At 40.5% G+C, this 16866-nt stretch carries 12 protein-coding genes and 1 pseudogene; 7 read left to right on the top strand and 6 right to left on the bottom strand.

Translation table 11 applies throughout. The annotated features are described in order from the left end of the window. The first annotated feature begins 306 nt into the window (after positions 1 to 306). Positions 307 to 792 (top strand): hypothetical protein, encoded by a 486-nt coding sequence (locus AOR04_RS18320; protein ID WP_096794243.1) that lies wholly within the window; start codon positions 307 to 309, stop codon positions 790 to 792. 33 nt (positions 793 to 825) lie between these two features. Here the strand turns inward: AOR04_RS18320 and AOR04_RS18315 are convergent, their stop codons facing one another. Then, complete coding sequence (locus tag AOR04_RS18315; protein WP_096794242.1) at positions 826 to 2031, bottom strand: anhydro-N-acetylmuramic acid kinase; 1206 nt, start codon at positions 2029 to 2031, stop codon at positions 826 to 828. Between the two features lie 149 nt (positions 2032 to 2180). On the opposite strand from AOR04_RS18315, the gene AOR04_RS18310 reads away from it, so the two are divergent. From AOR04_RS18310 to AOR04_RS18295, 4 genes are all read left to right on the top strand, one after another. Beyond that, on the top strand, positions 2181 to 2669 hold the full coding sequence (locus AOR04_RS18310) for a GNAT family N-acetyltransferase (protein WP_033037900.1): 489 nt from the start codon (positions 2181 to 2183) through the stop codon (positions 2667 to 2669). 174 nt (positions 2670 to 2843) lie between these two features. Then, positions 2844 to 3872, top strand: a complete 1029-nt coding sequence (locus AOR04_RS18305; protein WP_007377416.1) for an NADP-dependent oxidoreductase — start codon at positions 2844 to 2846, stop codon at positions 3870 to 3872. Positions 3873 to 3922: 50 nt separating this feature from the next. Then, positions 3923 to 4540: a glutathione S-transferase family protein gene (locus AOR04_RS18300; RefSeq protein WP_096794241.1), complete on the top strand. Its 618-nt coding sequence runs from the start codon at positions 3923 to 3925 to the stop codon at positions 4538 to 4540. Between the two features lie 212 nt (positions 4541 to 4752). Then, positions 4753 to 6372, top strand: a complete 1620-nt coding sequence (locus AOR04_RS18295; protein ID WP_096794240.1) for a methyl-accepting chemotaxis protein — start codon at positions 4753 to 4755, stop codon at positions 6370 to 6372. 104 nt (positions 6373 to 6476) lie between these two features. Here the strand turns inward: AOR04_RS18295 and AOR04_RS18290 are convergent, their stop codons facing one another. From AOR04_RS18290 to AOR04_RS18280, 3 genes are all read right to left on the bottom strand, one after another. Beyond that, positions 6477 to 6785, bottom strand: coding sequence for a YkgJ family cysteine cluster protein (locus AOR04_RS18290; protein WP_007377413.1), 309 nt, complete (start codon positions 6783 to 6785; stop codon positions 6477 to 6479). A 344-nt stretch (positions 6786 to 7129) separates the two neighbouring features. Continuing rightward, a complete protein-coding gene (locus AOR04_RS18285) occupies positions 7130 to 7537 on the bottom strand; it encodes a phosphate ABC transporter substrate-binding protein (protein ID WP_007377412.1) in 408 nt (135 codons plus the stop codon). Positions 7538 to 7790: 253 nt separating this feature from the next. Then, on the bottom strand, positions 7791 to 9719 hold the full coding sequence (locus AOR04_RS18280; RefSeq protein ID WP_096794239.1) for a RecQ family ATP-dependent DNA helicase: 1929 nt from the start codon (positions 9717 to 9719) through the stop codon (positions 7791 to 7793). Between the two features lie 247 nt (positions 9720 to 9966). Between AOR04_RS18280 and AOR04_RS18275 the strand changes: the two genes are divergently transcribed. Further along, a complete protein-coding gene (locus AOR04_RS18275) occupies positions 9967 to 11271 on the top strand; it encodes an NAD(P)/FAD-dependent oxidoreductase (RefSeq protein ID WP_096794238.1) in 1305 nt (434 codons plus the stop codon). Positions 11272 to 11366: 95 nt separating this feature from the next. Continuing rightward, positions 11367 to 12866: a phospholipase effector Tle1 domain-containing protein gene (locus tag AOR04_RS18270; protein ID WP_096794237.1), complete on the top strand. Its 1500-nt coding sequence runs from the start codon at positions 11367 to 11369 to the stop codon at positions 12864 to 12866. A 687-nt stretch (positions 12867 to 13553) separates the two neighbouring features. Here AOR04_RS18270 and arfA read toward each other — a convergent pair. Beyond that, positions 13554 to 13754 (bottom strand): ribosome alternative rescue factor ArfA, encoded by a 201-nt coding sequence (gene arfA, locus AOR04_RS18265; protein ID WP_033028674.1) that lies wholly within the window; start codon positions 13752 to 13754, stop codon positions 13554 to 13556. 193 nt (positions 13755 to 13947) lie between these two features. Continuing rightward, positions 13948 to 16487: pseudogene (locus AOR04_RS18260) on the bottom strand (TonB-dependent receptor plug domain-containing protein). Between the last annotated feature and the right edge of the window lie 379 nt (positions 16488 to 16866).

Here is a 16866-nt window from a genome sequence, read left to right as displayed (position 1 = left end):
AACATTACTATAGGTCAAGAAGTGCTCGGCTTGCATGTTGGTTACGTAGAGAAAGTTATTCACTTAAACAAAATGTACCAAAAATATGCTAAAACAAGTCTGGCTATTTTATTCACATGATTTCATTAAAAGCCATACGTTGGTAGAGTTCAAAAGCATCCCCTCTCTTGCTAAATAGCTTTTCCCGTGCCGAAACTCACCACAACTTAATGCGTATTTTTTATACCACAAAAGTCATAATTCTGTAACTTTGATCCGCGATAATCTCTATCCGATAAATGAATACACTCTAGAAGATTAAGTAAGATGAGTACACCTTTAGTGCAACTAACATTTGCACTGCAATCATTTGAAGATCCGATGTCTGCGGCTATGAGCCACACCATGGAATACGAAAAATTATCGCTTACAGCCAATGCTGCGCATAATATTACACTGCAATGTGTATTGCCTGATGCAGTCAATGAGGGCGATATAATTTCGCTTAGCGCAACACATCCAAGTGCGCGTGGTGCAGAGTATTTTAGTGAGCACACACTCACTAATGCAGATCTTGAACGTGATTACGTAAACCTTACTTTGAGCCAAATTACACAAAGCCAATGCTTTGTAATGCAAATGATGCTGCACGGTAAACACGCAACTTTAAAAAACAGCCTACAATTCGATATGCATATTAACGCATTTGAACAAGGTTACTGCGCCCCCTTTGTTAATGTAGAACGGACTAAACCACAAGGTATTCGTAGCTATTTTGCGAGTATGGGATCTACGTTTTTATCGCTGTTTTAGTGCTGGCTGCACTCTTTGCAGATTTATAAGTTATTAGTCTGCAAAACTTACTTTACCCATAGTGACTCCCGCGATACCTTGTGCAGTATTACTTAGGTGTTGCTGCTCTCCTGCTAGGCATTCGTTTGCTAAAATAGCAAATAACACGGCCTCTTTTGCGTCGGGATTTATACCTAAATCGTCAGTATTTTTAAAAGCCTTAATACGTGGACAAAGCGCTGTAAGTTGCGCCATTAGTAACGGATTATGAATACCGCCACCACTTGCATACACCACACAATTTTGTGCGCGCTCTGCACACTCGTTTAATGCATTTGCTATAACGGTTGCAGTAAAGGTATTTAAGGTGGCCATTATATCTTCATGGCTTAAATGGTGAGTATTTGTAAGTTGCTGCGCGGCGTTTAAATACGCTAAGTTAAATACCTCAGGCCCTGTGGTTTTAGGCATTGGGAGTTTAAAAAACGCGTTATTACATAATGCATTCAATAATGGCGTATTTACCTTGCCTGCTTTTGCTATTTTTGCGCCATCGTCATAATGTAGTCCTATAAAATGCTGCTGTACGTAGGCATCCATAATGGTATTACCGGGGCCAATATCGGAGCTAAACACAACGTTTGCATCACCATTTTTGGGTAAAAACGTTAAGTTAGCTATGCCGCCCATATTTAGCAAAACCCGACTTTCAATAGCGCTCGAAAAATATAAATAATCGCCATACACAGCCAGTGGTGCGCCCTCGCCTCCTGCGGCTATGTGTTTTTGCCTAAAATCCCCAATGGTTGTAATACCCGTAGTAACGGCTATTTGGTCGCTATCGCCAATTTGTAAGGTGCCGTTATTAAAGCTTTTGTGATTATGTTGCGACTGCGGACAGTGGTAAATGGTTTGCCCGTGGCTCGCTATTACATCAATATTTGCTGGGTTTATTTGCCAAGTATGTAAGCACTGGTTAACCATATCGCCATGGAGTTTACCTACCCACGGGTGCAATAAAGTAACAAGCTCTAAATCGCATTCTCGCTTAGCAAATACCTGCTTTATTTTAGTTTTATAATCGTCGTTGTAGTCAACGGTGGTAAAATTTAAAACCTCAATGTGTGTATTTAAGCCTGCGCCCGTTACTTTACACAGTGCAACATCAAGCCCGTCCAACGAGGTGCCGCTCATTAAACCAATAATTAAACGGCTTGGTTTTTGGGCGCTGTTATAAAGCGCTTTAATGTGAGGGTGCATAATGGCATCTAAAATAGGTGTAATATTTTGCTTATATTAGAGGACTTTAAAACAAAGTAATAGCCGTAAACCGTTTAATTTAGGTTCTGATTGTTTAACTCTTAAATGATTGCTAAGTTAGCGTGCATACTAAAAATTTATGGAAAAATATGATCACCCTCAGAGAGTTTAAAGCCCAAGACGCGCCTTTTATTATTAACACCTTAAATGATGAACAGGTAACTCGTTACTTATCGTCAAAAATTCCGTTTCCGTATACTCAAGCCGATGCTGATTGGTGGATAAACCAAGGCTCAAAAAACGGTATTATTAAGGCCATTGTTGTAAATGGGGAATTTGCGGGCTGTATTGGCATAACTTCCGGCGAATTTGAATACAGCCACAGTGGCGAAATTGGTTATTGGCTAAATAAAACCTATTGGGGGCAAGGCATTATTACTCGCGCTATTGAACTTATCTGCGAAGAAGCGTTTGCGCAATCTAACCTAAATAGAATTTTTGGCGCTGTGTTTGCTGGTAATACTGGCTCTATGAAGGCACTTACTAAGAGCGGCTTTGAACAAGAGGCTGTGCTTAAACAGGCCATTTATAAAAACGGGGTGTTTTACAACAATCATATATTTAGTAAGCTAAAATAAACCATTTAGAATAAATACTCTGCAAAGCTTGAATTACCAGTACCTCGCCCAAAGCTCATCTATTGAGGTAAAAATATATATTTACACTGCTTAGCACGCATTATTGTTTAGGTTAGATATTAATTTAACGCATAAACATTCGCTAAGTAAATTCACTTTAATAGGAGATCTTTTATGTCTACAACTAGTCGCCAACTTACTCTTGAATCACGCCCTAATGGCGCTCCAACAGATGAAAACTTTAAATTAAAAACAGTAGAGCTTCCTGCATTAAAAGACGGCGAAGTTTTACTACGCACTATTTACCTATCACTAGACCCGTATATGCGTGGTCGTATGAGCGATGCTAAGTCGTACGCAGACCCAGTTAATATTGGCGATGTAATGGTTGGCGCAACCGTGTGCCAAGTAGAAGAGTCTAAAAACGATAAGTTTAGGATCGGTGAATGGGTACTTGCCTACACAGGTTGGCAAGACTACGCCATTACCGACGGCGAAGGCTTAATGCAGTTAGGTAAAGAACCTGCAAACCCTTCATACGCATTAGGTATTATGGGTATGCCTGGCTTTACTGCTTACATGGGTTTACTTGATATTGGCCAGCCTAAAGAAGGAGAAACCGTAGTTGTTGCAGCAGCAACAGGCCCTGTAGGCGCAACCGTTGGTCAAATAGCTAAAATTAAAGGCTGTAAAGTAGTGGGTGTTGCTGGTGGTAGCGAAAAATGTGCACACGCCGTTGAAAAACTAGGGTTTGATGCCTGTATCGATCACAAAGCTGATGACTTTGCGGAGCAGCTAGAAAAAGCCTGCGATAAAGGCATTGATGTTTACTACGAAAATGTGGGCGGAAAAGTATTCGACGCCGTACTGCCACTATTAAATACCGCAGCGCGCGTACCACTGTGTGGTTTAGTATCGCAATACAACGCTACTAGCTTGCCAGAAGGCCCAGACCGCTTAGGTATGCTAATGGGTCAATTGCTTACTAAGCGTATTAAAATGCAAGGTTTTATCATTTTTGATGATTACGGTGACCGTTACGACGAGTTTGCACAAGACATGCAAAAATGGCTACAAGACGGAAAAATTCAATACCGTGAGCACATGGTAGAAGGCATCGAAAATACAGTAGGCGCGTTCAACGATATGATTTGCGGCAAAAACTTTGGTAAAACAGTGGTTAAAATTAATAACCCACTTTAATTTTAAACGGCTTGTAAGGCCAAGCCCTTACAAGCTATAAAAGGACTGACATGATTAAACTACACCATTTAAATAAATCCCGTTCTAAACGTATAATTTGGCTTTTAGAAGAGCTAGATGTTGACTACGAAATTGTGGCTTATCAGCGCAATAAAGACACCTTCCTAGCCCCTGACGAATTAAAACATATTCATCAACTTGGTAAGTCGCCGGTAATTGAAGACGGCGGTTTAATTATTGCTGAATCAGGCGCTATTACCGACTACCTTATTTCTAAATACGGCAACGGTAAATTTGCTCCAAAAGTAGATACCGCTGAATATGTTGACTACCAGCAATGGCTGCACTTTGCAGAAAGTTCAGCAATTTTACCGCTTTTACTTAAAATGTTTGTACTAAAAGATGGCGCTAAAACACAGTTTTTAGAAGGCTATGCCGACGCTGAAACAGCTAAAGTAATTAGCTACTTTAACGACCGCCTTGAAAGTAAACGTTATTTAGTGGGCGATACCCTAACGGGCGCTGATTTTATGATGTCGTTTATTGTTGAAATTGTTAAAAACTCAGGCCAATTAGCGCACTTTAAAAACCTCGTTAAATACGACGAGCAATTACAAAGCCATGAAAAGTTTCATACAGCTAATGAGCTAGAAGCAAAGTACGACTAATAAATGATTTAATATAGATAAACTCAAGAGGCCTTAGGCCTCTTTTTTAGCTTTATAGCTTAACCATAAATTTTATATACATATTTTTTACAAAAAAAACTTATTATTGTGCTAAAACTAGTAGTCATGGTGCATAATGCATTCATTATTCTAAAATTTCTTAATTGTACTGGTAAGCTTAAAACGAGTACTTTTCATATTTGGGACAAACCATGACAATAAATATGCGCTTAGCTACTGGTTTCGGCGTGATCTTATCAATGATGCTTATTTTAACCATTATCGGAATTTCACGTGTTAGCCTCATTAACTCTAATATTACTCACATAACAGACGTAAATTCGGTAAAACAGCGATACGCTATTAATTTTAGAGGCAGTGTACACGACAGGGCTATTGCAGTTCGCGATGTTGTGTTAATAACAAGCCAGAGCGATTTAAATACTGTTTTTAATAATATAAAAGAACTCGACGCATTTTATCAAACATCGAGCCGCGCTATGGCCGAGTTAACTACAGATATGTCGAGTACAGAGCGCTCTCTTATAAATAAAATTAACCAAATAGAACGACGTACCCTCCCTTTTATACAAAATGTAATAAGCGCTAAAAATGCGGGTAATTTAAACGAGGCTTCGAATATTTTATTAAACGATGCCCGCCCTGCTTTTACTGAGTGGCTTAATACCATAAATCAATTTATAAACTTGCAAGAGCAAGCAAATCAAATAACAACTATCGATACCCGCGAAGTAGCCAGCTCATTTAAAATATGGATGATTTCGTTAACGGCACTCGCTATTATCATTGGTGCAAGCGTCGCTTATATTATTAGCCAGCTGATCAGAAACTCAGTCGGTGGAGAACCGCAAGAAGCCGCTGAAGTAATTGCACTTATCGCACAAGGCGATTTAAGAGGCGATGTACACTCGTGTTGCCCCAACAGCATGATGGCATCAGTAGGAGTAATGCAAACTAAGCTAAAAGCCATAGTAGATAGCATTATTAATTCATCTAAAGAGCTCTCAACACATTCGGCAAGTGTGGCATCAGGCTCACAACAAGCACTAAGCGCAGCCGATACACAAGTGACATATACCAATTCTGCTGTCAGTAGTTTAGAAGAAATGAGTCGCAGTATTCACTCTGTTGCCGATGCAGTAAGGCAAACTGAAGACAATTCAAAAATTACGGCCCAGTTATCGCAGCAAGGCAGTACGGCAGTGCAAAAAGTAGCAGCCGAAATTGAACAAATATCGGTAACAGTAAAAGCGACGGTTACTCAAGTAAATGTACTTCAAGAACATGTAAAGCACATTGGCGATATTTTAAGTGTGATACGCGGTATTTCTGATCAAACAAACTTGCTTGCACTAAATGCTGCAATAGAAGCCGCAAGAGCAGGCGAAACAGGCCGAGGGTTTGCCGTTGTTGCTGATGAGGTAAGACAACTTGCCCAGCGTACCGGTGATGCAACAGGCGATATTGAAAAGATGATTTTGCAAGTACAAGAAAACACGCAAGCATCGGTAACAGCAATGGAAACCACTGTACCGCAAGTCGAAAACGGCTTAACGCTTACTCACGAGGCAAACGAGTTACTACACCAAATACAGCAACAAGCTAACGACTCATTAAGTAACGTACTTGAAATTGTTGAAGCAACATCAAACCAAGTAGCCACCGTGGCGCAAATTAGTACCGGCGTTGAAGAAATTGCCAGTATGTCGAAAGAAACCAGTATGTCACTTAATAGTAACGCACAAGAAGCCGTTGCATTAGCTGACCTTTCAAACACACTTAAGAAATATATTAGTTACTTTAAAGTTTAAGTGTTTAGCGTTTTACAGTAATTAAAAAAGGGGCTTTAAGCCCCTTTGTTGTAGGTAGTAATAAGTTGTATGTAGGTATAATCTAGTTAACTAACTTGCTATCACTATATACCCGCTAAATCGCGCTCAGTAATACACTCACCCGACGCCATTTCAAACTCGCGGCATACCAATGGGCGGTTTTCGTAAATAGAGCACATAAGCGTATTTCTATCGAGCGCTTCGCACCAACCATCGTCTGCGCGCTTCATTACCTCGCTCCCCCATTTGTCGTATTCAATATAGTTAAAGGGCACGCCGGTATCGGTTACTATGCGCACTTCTAATTGGCAACAACAGGCTTGGCAGTTAGCACATGTAACTGGCTCTGAGATAGTAGAAATATTTTCAACGGGGATAACAATATGCGGCATAGTGGCTTAAATAAGAGAAACTCGTCAATTAGGATACACGAGCGGTCAAAACGTGCTAGTAAATTTTATTGTAGTTGATAAATATAATACTAATCCGAAATAATACTTAATCAATTTGATTAGTTAATCTGATACTAAAATTTCTTATATACGACTGTATGGGTGCAGGAGGTAGAGCAATGCAGGGAGCAATTATCGATAAAAACTAAATAACAAAATTTTTGTCTTGTTATAAACAATACTTTTTTATCTTAAAGTAGCTCATTTAATTAAACGAGCGGGTATGCCAATTAAAAATATTAAGCGTGCTATTACTTAGCACGCTTGTTTGGTGTTTTTTAATATTAAAAGTTTAAAACCACTTTAACATCGCCCGATACCGCAGAGGTAGAAACAAAACCAATGGTATTTGGGTTAGTTGCAACCATTTTAATGACCTCAGCGTCATTTTCGAGCGCTTTAGGTGGCGTGCCTTTGCCTGTAAAAATAAGTTTTGACCAATATGCTCTCAACTGTGAAGCGCTTTTATTGAGTAACTTGCTGTTAAACTGCTCTGTAGCGGTATTTTTTTCTTCTTGAGATACAGGAATAATTGTATTGCCATTACTAAACGACTTTTCTTTTCCGGTGTAAATTCGAGTAATAACAGACTCGTCAAAGCTGCTATCATTCGAGGGATGCACAATAATGGCAAAATCTGCAAAGGCAACATTACTAAACAAAAACAGAACACATAACACTAATTTTTTCATCTCTATCCCCTTAAAAAACAATACCAAACGTGGTTACTTTACTATTACTCATTACTGCTGATGAAAACGAGCCACTTTGTCTCTTTCTTGCAGCAGTTTTAAACACATCTAAAACAATCAATTTTGAAGTCTCGATGCTCACATCATCTATGTATGAACGAAATATCCACGTTGAGTATAGTTAAACCACGAGAAAATAAACAAAAATTTAACATTTTTTATCGTTATTCTGGTTTGGTAATTATTTAAATACCTATCTAGCAAGAAGTGTTGCTTTAATTTCGCTATAACGCATCTGCTCGCACAGTGCAAAACCACTCAGCTGGCGCACTTTATTACGCGCAAATAACGGCACACTCATCCCCGCTAAAAAGCGGCATTGGGTTTCAATACCCACATTATGATTACCCTTACCTGCCATATGCGCTAAAAACTCATCTACCTTTTGATAAATAAGTTGCTCGTCAATATAGGCAGGCTCTATAGAGTATTCAAGCTTAACCGCATGGCCTCTACACACACTACAATGCCCGCATTGCTCAGGTGCATTTTGATCGTCAAAATAGCGCGCTAAGTTATAGCTTAAGCAACTTTGTAGCTCAAAAAAGCGAACCAGTGCAGCAATACGTTTAATTTCGGCCTGTTCTTTATCGCTAAAGTAGTCGTGCAGTTGCTGGGCAAGTTCAGGGTTGTTTATAACCTCTCCATGCACTTTGTATACTTGGGTAATACGTTTAGTTTCAAGCGTTATTAGGTTTTTTTCGGCTAGGTAGTCAAGAGCAGCCACTACACGTTTTCGATCAACCTGCGCGGCTTGTGTAAGGGAGTCAAAATTTAGCGTACCCCATATTTTTTTAAAATCGGTATGGCTAAATATTTGTGTTAAAAATGCTTGGCGCTGCTGGTCAAACTGGCTTAGTAGCTCGTTTTTATCAACCAAAAATTTGTATTTAAAATCGGCATAGTAGGCATATTGTGGCGTTATTGCGCCTTGCATTTCTAGTTGTACTAGCAAGGTTTTAAGGGCCAGTTGCCTAATATTGCTTTCGCTTGAAAGGCTGTACTCTTGCATTTCCCATTGCTGGTGGCTTTGGCGAATATCGTTAATTACATATTCAATACCGCTAAGCTCTGGGGTGTCGCCATATACAAAGTTTTCAACCGTATTTAGCCCATCTAAATTGGCAAGGGTGTAGCAATTTGATGGATTGCCATCGCGCCCTGCACGGCCAATTTCTTGGCTGTAGTTTTCTATCGATTTAGGTAAGTCATAGTGTATAACAAAGCGAATGTCCGACTTATCAACGCCCATACCAAAGGCAATGGTAGCCACCACTACGTTAATTTTACCCGCCATAAAGTCATCTTGAATTTGCCAGCGTAGCGTATCTTCAAGCCCTGCATGGTAAGCAACAGCGTGAATACCTTGCGCGCTTAGCACATTAGCGACTTGCTCTGCGCTTTGCTGTAGCGTTACATACACAATACCAGGGCCACTTTGCGCGCGCACAATGTTGGTAAGCTCGGTATTTTTATCGGCTGTTTTAACACTCAACACGCTTAAATCTAAATTAGCGCGGTAAAAGCCCGTTTGTACAATGCACTCAGGCGATATAGCAAATCGCTCTGCCATATCGCGCTTTACTTTTTTTGTGGCCGTTGCAGTAAGCAACAACACTAAAGGAATATTAAGCTCTTCGCGGTAACGTGGCAGTTTAAGGTAGTCGGGTCTAAAGTTATGGCCCCATTCTGATATACAGTGCGCTTCGTCTACCACTAACATCGAAAGCGCCACTTGGCTTATAAATTCTCTAAAGCGTTCGTTTTTAAATCGCTCAACCGAGACCATTAATACTCTAATTTTACCGTTTCGCACGTCGTTCATTACAGTGCTGCTTTGCATTTGATCTTGGCTCGAATCAAGGCTGGCAGCATAAATGCCTTTGCTATTTAAAAAGCTAATTTGATCTTTCATCAACGCAAGTAAAGGCGAAACCACTAAGGTTAAATTAGGTAAGTGCAAAGCAGTGAGTTGGTAACACAACGATTTACCCGAGCCGGTCGGAAATATAGCCAACGACGATTGACCATTTAAAAGCTGCTCTATAGTTTGTTGCTGCCCTGTTCTAAATTGGCTAAAACCAAAATGTTGTTCAAGTGACTGAATTAATGGCGTGGTCATAAATACCCTTTTCGTTGTTTTTCAAACAGCGATTTAACTGCACAGCTAAGCGATAAAAAAGTGAGTATAACTTATATGCCTTTAATCATCATTTTTTGCTGACATATCCTTTATTTAAGCGCAAAATAACCTCACTAAAGAGTATGTTATTACGTTTGCCAAAAATAATTTTCATAATACCCAAATAACCTCAAAACACTAAAAATAATACAGATTATTTGGGTATATTATTTTTAAGGGCAACGTTATGAGTATTACAATACCTAAAATAGTCGTTATTGGCGGTGGTGCTGGCGGGCTAGAGCTTGCAACCCAACTAGGGCATAAACTAGGGAAAAAAAACCAAGCAGATATACTGTTAATAGACAAAAACCGTACCCACATATGGAAGCCGTTACTGCACGAAGTAGCGACAGGCTCTATTGACCCCGATTTAGATGGCGTTGTGTACTCAGCCCATGCCGCAAAACATCATTACCGTTTTCAACTTGGTACTTTTTGCAATATAGACCAAAGCAATAAAACAATTACTCTCTCCCCGCTCAACGACGAGTTAGGCCACACCATTTTACCTGGGCGCACGGTACGCTACGATCACCTTGTTATTGCCATTGGCAGCGTAAGTAACGACTTTAATACCCCAGGTATAAAAGAGCATTGTTACTTTTTAGACTCAAGCCAACAAGCAGAACGCTTTCAGCATTCATTACTCGACAGCTTTACGCGCCTTCATCAGGACGACAATCAACAACAATCGCTTAATATCGCCATTGTAGGCGGCGGTGCTACCGGTGTTGAGCTATCTGCCGAGCTTTACCATGTGTCTGAGCTATTAAAGCTATACGGCTTAACAAATATGTCCTCTAAACGTTTACATATACATTTAATAGAGGCAGGCCCGCGTATTCTACCTGCATTACCAGAGCGCATAGCCACCAGCGCCAAACGCGAACTATTAAAGCTTGGCGTAAACGTACGTGAGCAAACGCAAGTAAAAGAAGGCACCGCACAAGGCTTTATCACCAAAGATGAAGAACACATTGATGCCGATATTATGGTGTGGGCAGCAGGCGTAAAAGCGCCTGATTTTATAAAAGATTTAGGTGTTTTTGAGTTGACCCGCAGCAACCAAATTCAAGTAAACGAGTTTTTACAAAGCACCGTTGATGAAAGCATTTTTGTGTTAGGCGATTGCTGCGCATTTACGCAAGCAGATGGTAAGCAAGTACCACCACGCGCACAATCGGCGCACCAAATGGCGCAGTGCGTCGAAAAAAACCTTATCGCCACGCTAAAACAGCAACCACTACGCGGCTTTAAGTATAGCGACCATGGCTCACTTGTTAATTTATCAAGCTACAGTACTGTGGGTAATTTAATGGGTAACCTCACCAGTAATACCTTTTTTATTGAAGGTAAAATTGCCCGCTTTATGTATATATCGCTTTATAGAATGCATCAACGCGCTATTCACGGCAGTGCAAAAACCTTTGCATTATGGATAAGCGAAAAAGTACTGCGTGTAGTGCGCCCAAAAATGAAGTTACATTAAAGGCGATTTAAATTAAAGGCAGTGAGCGTTATCACTGTCTTTAATTTTTAACATTGTCTGTGTAGAGTATTTAAAACAACTAAGGAAATTGGGTTATGACGGGCAAAACGCTAATTTTCAACTTTGATGGCACAGGGAATGAGCCCCGTGACGCAGAGCAATTTAGCTCAGAACACTTTAAAGAAGACGCCAGTATTTCTAATATTCTAAAATTACACTTACTGCTTGGCGGTAAATTAGAAGACTCCCCCATTACCCCACAGTCAAACCAACTCAGTTTTTATTATCAAGGGATAGGCACTAAAGGTAGTCGCTTAAAGCGTGTATTAAACCAAACATTTGCACCTCGTGGTGACGATGTAGCCAGTATTTTAAATCAGGCTTTAACCGATTTTAAAACTCATTACCAACTAGGCGATTCACTACTTTTAGCAGGCTTTAGTCGAGGTGCAGCACTTGCCAGGCGCTTTGCAAAATGTTTGGAGTTATTAATATGTGAGCGAGTCTACCTTTGTGTATTTGATACAGTAGCCTCAATTGGCTTATCAAAAGTAAGTAAAGCAACGCGCGGCGCTGAACATGTTATTTTTGAAAACCACACCATAGCCACAAACGTATCTCAAGCTCTGCACTGTGTATCGCTTGACGAAAAACGCCGCGCCTTTGAACCCACACTAATGAACCATCAAAATAATATTACCGAGCTGTGGTTTGCTGGCGCGCATTCAGACATTGGCGGTGGTTACTACCGCGATGGCCTAGCCGATATTAGCTTACGTTATGCACTTGAGTGGTTAATAGAGCAACCGCTTAATATTTCGTTATTAACTAGCCGCGATATAGATTACACAACACTACTACCCGATAACAACTTAGTTGCGCAAGATGATGTGACGGTTATTCCTGATCCGCTCGCATTAAGCCATCAGCAAAATTACTTTTGGTTTAACCCCTTATTTAAACTGGTAGACAGAGAATGCTATGTACTTATAGATAACGAAGCTAGCAATCTTAAACCTTTAGTGCATCACAGCGTTGCAGAGCGTATTAACAAGCTAACCAGTTACCGCCCAGAATCGCTTAAAAAACTGCATTACAAAATTAGCTATAACGACAACACCACGCTTAGCTTTATTGGTTTAAGCCAACATATAGAACTGGCTAATCAAAACATGAATGTGCTGAGCGTTAACCAAAGCCAAGATGTAATAGTATTTGCTAGTGAGCAATACAATGCAACTGGCCTTATGCTAGAGCAAGGCGCTACTTACCGTTTTACCCCATATCCAAATCAATACTGGTTTGACGATGGTATAAAGTGCACACCAATAGGTTGGCATCGCGATAATGTGAAGCTTGGCGTAAAAGAAATCCCAATGGCAGTGCTTGAGCCATTTAGACGATTGCCTCATGCACAATGGTTTTCGTTGATAGGAGCGATTAATAAAAACGACGAGCACCTATTTAAAATAGCTAACGGCGCTGATATTAAAATTACTAAATCTGGTGAGTTTTGCCCATTTGCAAACGACTTAAGCCGCTTTTATGGTGCGAACGCAGGAAAAATAAAAGTAAAAGTAACAAGACTGGAATAGCCTGTAGACGCGCAGCTTGCTGGCGTGTAAAAACGCAGTTTTTAGGATATTAAGTAATGAGAAGCTTTGCTTCTAACGTGAGCAAGCTCTACGCCTACAAAAATCGTAACCACAGCTCAATGATCATTCCCTTGTAGACGCGCAGCTTGCTGGCGTAACGAGTGAAGCACGTCATATTTAAAATGAAAAACAGACTTTAGATTAGAAGCTGCGCTTCTCGCGTGAGCAAGCTCTACGCCTACAAGAAATCGTAACCGCAGCTCAATGATCATTACCTTGTAGACCCGCAGCTTGCTGGCGTAACGAGTGCAGCTCGTCATATTTTAAATGAAAAACAGACTTTAGATTAGAAGCTGCGCTTCTCGCGTGAGCAAGCTCTACGCCTACAAGAAATCATAACCGCAGCTCAATGATCATTCCCTTGTAGACGCGCAGCTTGCTGGCGTAACGAGTGAAGCACGTCATATTTAAAATGAAAAACAGACTTTAGATTAGAAGCTGCGCTTCTCGCGTGAGCAAGCTCTACGCCTACAAGAAATCGTAACCGCAGCTCAACAATCATTACCTTATAGCGTAACGAGTGCAGCTCGTCATATTTAAAATGGAAAACAGACTTTAAAATTAAAAACGATGCTTCTCGCGTGAGTTAGTTCTGCGCTGGCGAAAGCCCTATTTGATCGGTGCTATTTAAGCCGCGATTAAATAGGACTCTTGTCCTGAATGCTTGTTGCTACGTTTAAACGAACCTTTGCCTTTTTTAGCTTTAACTACTTGTGGTTTAAATAATTTAGAGGTTACCAACGCTGCTAGTGCATTGTGGTTTATAACGCCTCGTCCTGTGTCTACCGCGCTGGTGTTTGCGGTTTTTGCTTTAGATTTTTTAGTCATATATTTCCTATCAACTAAAGTTAAATAATAAAGAGGCTTTTATATTGGCCTATTTAAGAGATGGCGATTGTAGGCTTAATTTTCAACCGCGCAAGTATTTTTAATGCCCAACAGGTGCTTTTTTATAATCAAAAAGCATAAAAAAAGCGCAGTTAATAACTGCGCTTAATATTACTTTAGTTTACTTTATAAATTAAAAACTAAAGCTTACTTTTGCATAATACGTTCTGCCGTCAAAACCGTATGGCAATGCGCGTACAGGGTATTTAAATGCGCCGTTGGTGATAAAATTAAGTACTTCGTCATCACCTAATTCATCTGGCGTTTCGTCAAATACGTTATCGGCACCAACCGAAAGCGCAAACATGTCGTTAATTTGGTAGCTAACATTTAAATCAACTAACACTGCAGACTCAACTGTACTTGTTGGTTTAAATGAACCCGTAGGCGAAAGCTCACCTGGTAATGAAATATGGTCGTTACCAAAGTATTTTACGTCTGTTTCGCCAAAGTAGTTAAAGCGAATGGTTGATGTGTAGGCATCGCGTTCGTAGTCAAACGTAAGCGTTGCACGTTCGCTCGGTTGTCCGTCGGTAAAAAAGCTACGTTGTAAATCATCAAAAGCAACCGCTTCAGGAATACCGTCTTCTGCATTTACGCTGTCAATTTTAGTATCGTTTAGGTTACCTGCAAAGGTTACTCCTAAATTGCCGCCTTCAACTTCAGTGCGGTACGATGCAATAATATCAACACCTTGCGTAGTAGAATCAACCGAGTTTGAGAAGTAGTTAGCTTGCACAGCTCCCGTTGCTTGTAGCGCTGCAACCGCTTCAGAGCTAAACGATACGTCGTCAGCCGAAAGTAAGCTGCCAAGCGTAATACGGTCTTCAATTTCTACACGGTAAAAATCAACCGTTAACGAAAGCTCGCTTGTTACATCGTAAACAAAACCTGCACTGTAGTTTGTTGATGTTTCAAGCTCTAAGCTATCGACGCCTAACGCACTTGGGAAAGCGGTCCCAGTGTTTGCCGTGAACGACTGCGTTAAGGTACCGTCTGAGCCTAAGTTAGTTGTAAAAGCTGTATAACCACTTTGTTGAAGTGATGGCGCTCTAAAACCAGTAGACAGTGCACCACGTACTGCAAAGTCATCTGAAAATTCATAACGTGTTGCTAATTTACCAATTAAATCATCCCCAGCATCTGAGAAATCTTCATAGCGTAGTGCACCACTTACGTTCCATGCGTCGGTGATCATAGTTTCTACGTCTACATAAACTGCGTAGCTGTTACGGTCGCTGTCGTTAGCCGCTTCAGGGCGAAGGCCGTTATAAGCCTGAAAACCACACTGTGCAAATTGATCCGGATCGTTTACTGATGGGTACGAAGTATCCATATTTGCTAACCCACACGCGTATGATGCTTCATCGCCAGGCACTATTTCGTAGTTTTCTTTACGGTATTCGGCGCCTACTGTTACATATAAAGGCTCACTACGGCCAATATCTACAATACCGTTTACATCAAGGTTAACCGTTGTTTGATCAAATCTAAAACCACCTGAGTAACCGCCAGTAGGGCCTGAGTTTGCTGCAATATCGGCATCGCTTGCACTTGGGTTGTTAAATAAATACTCAGCCGCGTAAGAAGCATTTAATGTATTGCGTGATGTAAAATCGTATTGGTTTTCACCATAAACAGCCGATACATCGTAAGTCCAGTCTGTGTTTATATCGCCTTTAAAGCCAAGCGCGACTGAAATATCTTGTGCTTCGTTATATATGCGCGGTAAAAAACCATCACTATATACTTGGGTTACGTTTTTAGAGGCTTCGTTAAAGTTACGGTAAAAACCATTACCTAGTGCAGTGCGCTCAGAGTAGCCACCAAACGAGTAAAGCTCGCCGTCGCCCATTGGTAATGCCATGTTGTAAAATAACGACGTAAATTCACTTTCTGAGTTACCTTGGCCCCAACGTACATCTTCACTTAGCGTACCGGGTTCAACATTAAGCGAACCCCCGTATCGCGCTCGGCGCGGTTAGTGCCGTCGGCATCACGGTACTCAAGCGATAGGTTAATAAAGCCGCCTTCGTTACCTAATTCAAAACCACGATTTAAACCTGCTGAAATAGTGTCGCCGTCACCTTCACTTGTGCCGCCGTATTGTACAAAACCCGTTGTAATACCGGTTGAGTTATTAAGAGATAAGTTAATAACACCTGCAATCGCGTCAGAGCCATACTGCGCTGCAGCGCCGTCGCGTAATACTTCAACGCCTTTAAGCGCCGTTAACGGAATGGCATTCATATCAGTACCCGCAGCGCCTGCACCTACTGTACCGTTAAGGCCAAAAATTGATTGGTTATGACGACGTTTACCATTTACTAATACAAGGGTTTGATCTGGTTGTAAGCCACGAAGTGTTGCGGGTCTAAATAAATCTGAACCGTCTGATACTTGTGTACGCGAAAAGTTAAATGAAGGCGCTGTCGCTTGAAGGCTTTGGCCTAATTCGGTAAAACCACCTTTAGTTAAATCATCCGCGTCAATTAAATCAATAGGAGAAGAAGACTCTGTAGAGGTACGGTTAGATACACGCGATCCTAATACAGATATTTGCTCTATGTTTTTAGCAGCTTGCACTGGTGCTTCTTCAGCGTTAACAATGCTTGGTGCGCTAAACGCGAAAGCAACGGCTACAGCAAGTGTATTTAAACGGTATGTTGACATAGTGACGACCCTGTTTTTTTGTGTGTTCTTATAAATTATTTAAACCACTTTATTAGCAGCCTGTGCAAACATCCTAGCAACATATACAAATAAAAAGAAACAAAAAATGGTCTAATTATGCAAATATTTTATAACATAAGAAAAAAACACTTAAAAGTGTGTTAAATACATACAAAACAGGTATTAATTTTCAAACTGCTTATTTTAACGTTTTGTTTACAATGTAAATTATAATGGTTATTGTCTGTTTTGACGGGTAATGAACAAAAAATACTCGCAACTTAGTCTAAGGCACTATTTACTTTTATTTCTTCGTCGAAAATAGCATATAGCGTAAACAAGCATTTTTAACTTGCCGACTACTCAGCAATTAACTTTA

The organism is Pseudoalteromonas sp. 1_2015MBL_MicDiv, assembly GCF_002407505.1.
GTDB classification, from domain to species: Bacteria; Pseudomonadota; Gammaproteobacteria; order Enterobacterales; family Alteromonadaceae; genus Pseudoalteromonas; species Pseudoalteromonas fuliginea.
This window is presented reverse-complemented; position numbering and strand designations above follow the sequence as displayed.

Bases quoted from the DNA above. Each gene is read 5' to 3' on its own strand.
- AOR04_RS18295 (WP_096794240.1), top strand. From the start codon at position 4,753: ATGACAATAAATATGCGCTTAGCTACTGGTTTCGGCGTGATCTTATCA.
- AOR04_RS18320 (WP_096794243.1), top strand. From the start codon at position 307: ATGAGTACACCTTTAGTGCAACTAACATTTGCACTGCAATCATTTGAA.
- AOR04_RS18285 (WP_007377412.1), bottom strand. From the start codon at position 7,537: ATGAAAAAATTAGTGTTATGTGTTCTGTTTTTGTTTAGTAATGTTGCC.
- arfA (WP_033028674.1), bottom strand. From the start codon at position 13,754: ATGACTAAAAAATCTAAAGCAAAAACCGCAAACACCAGCGCGGTAGAC.
- AOR04_RS18305 (WP_007377416.1), top strand. From the start codon at position 2,844: ATGTCTACAACTAGTCGCCAACTTACTCTTGAATCACGCCCTAATGGC.
- AOR04_RS18290 (WP_007377413.1), bottom strand. From the start codon at position 6,785: ATGCCGCATATTGTTATCCCCGTTGAAAATATTTCTACTATCTCAGAG.
- AOR04_RS18310 (WP_033037900.1), top strand. From the start codon at position 2,181: ATGATCACCCTCAGAGAGTTTAAAGCCCAAGACGCGCCTTTTATTATT.
- AOR04_RS18280 (WP_096794239.1), bottom strand. From the start codon at position 9,719: ATGACCACGCCATTAATTCAGTCACTTGAACAACATTTTGGTTTTAGC.
- AOR04_RS18275 (WP_096794238.1), top strand. From the start codon at position 9,967: ATGAGTATTACAATACCTAAAATAGTCGTTATTGGCGGTGGTGCTGGC.
- AOR04_RS18270 (WP_096794237.1), top strand. From the start codon at position 11,367: ATGACGGGCAAAACGCTAATTTTCAACTTTGATGGCACAGGGAATGAG.
- AOR04_RS18315 (WP_096794242.1), bottom strand. From the start codon at position 2,031: ATGCACCCTCACATTAAAGCGCTTTATAACAGCGCCCAAAAACCAAGC.
- AOR04_RS18300 (WP_096794241.1), top strand. From the start codon at position 3,923: ATGATTAAACTACACCATTTAAATAAATCCCGTTCTAAACGTATAATT.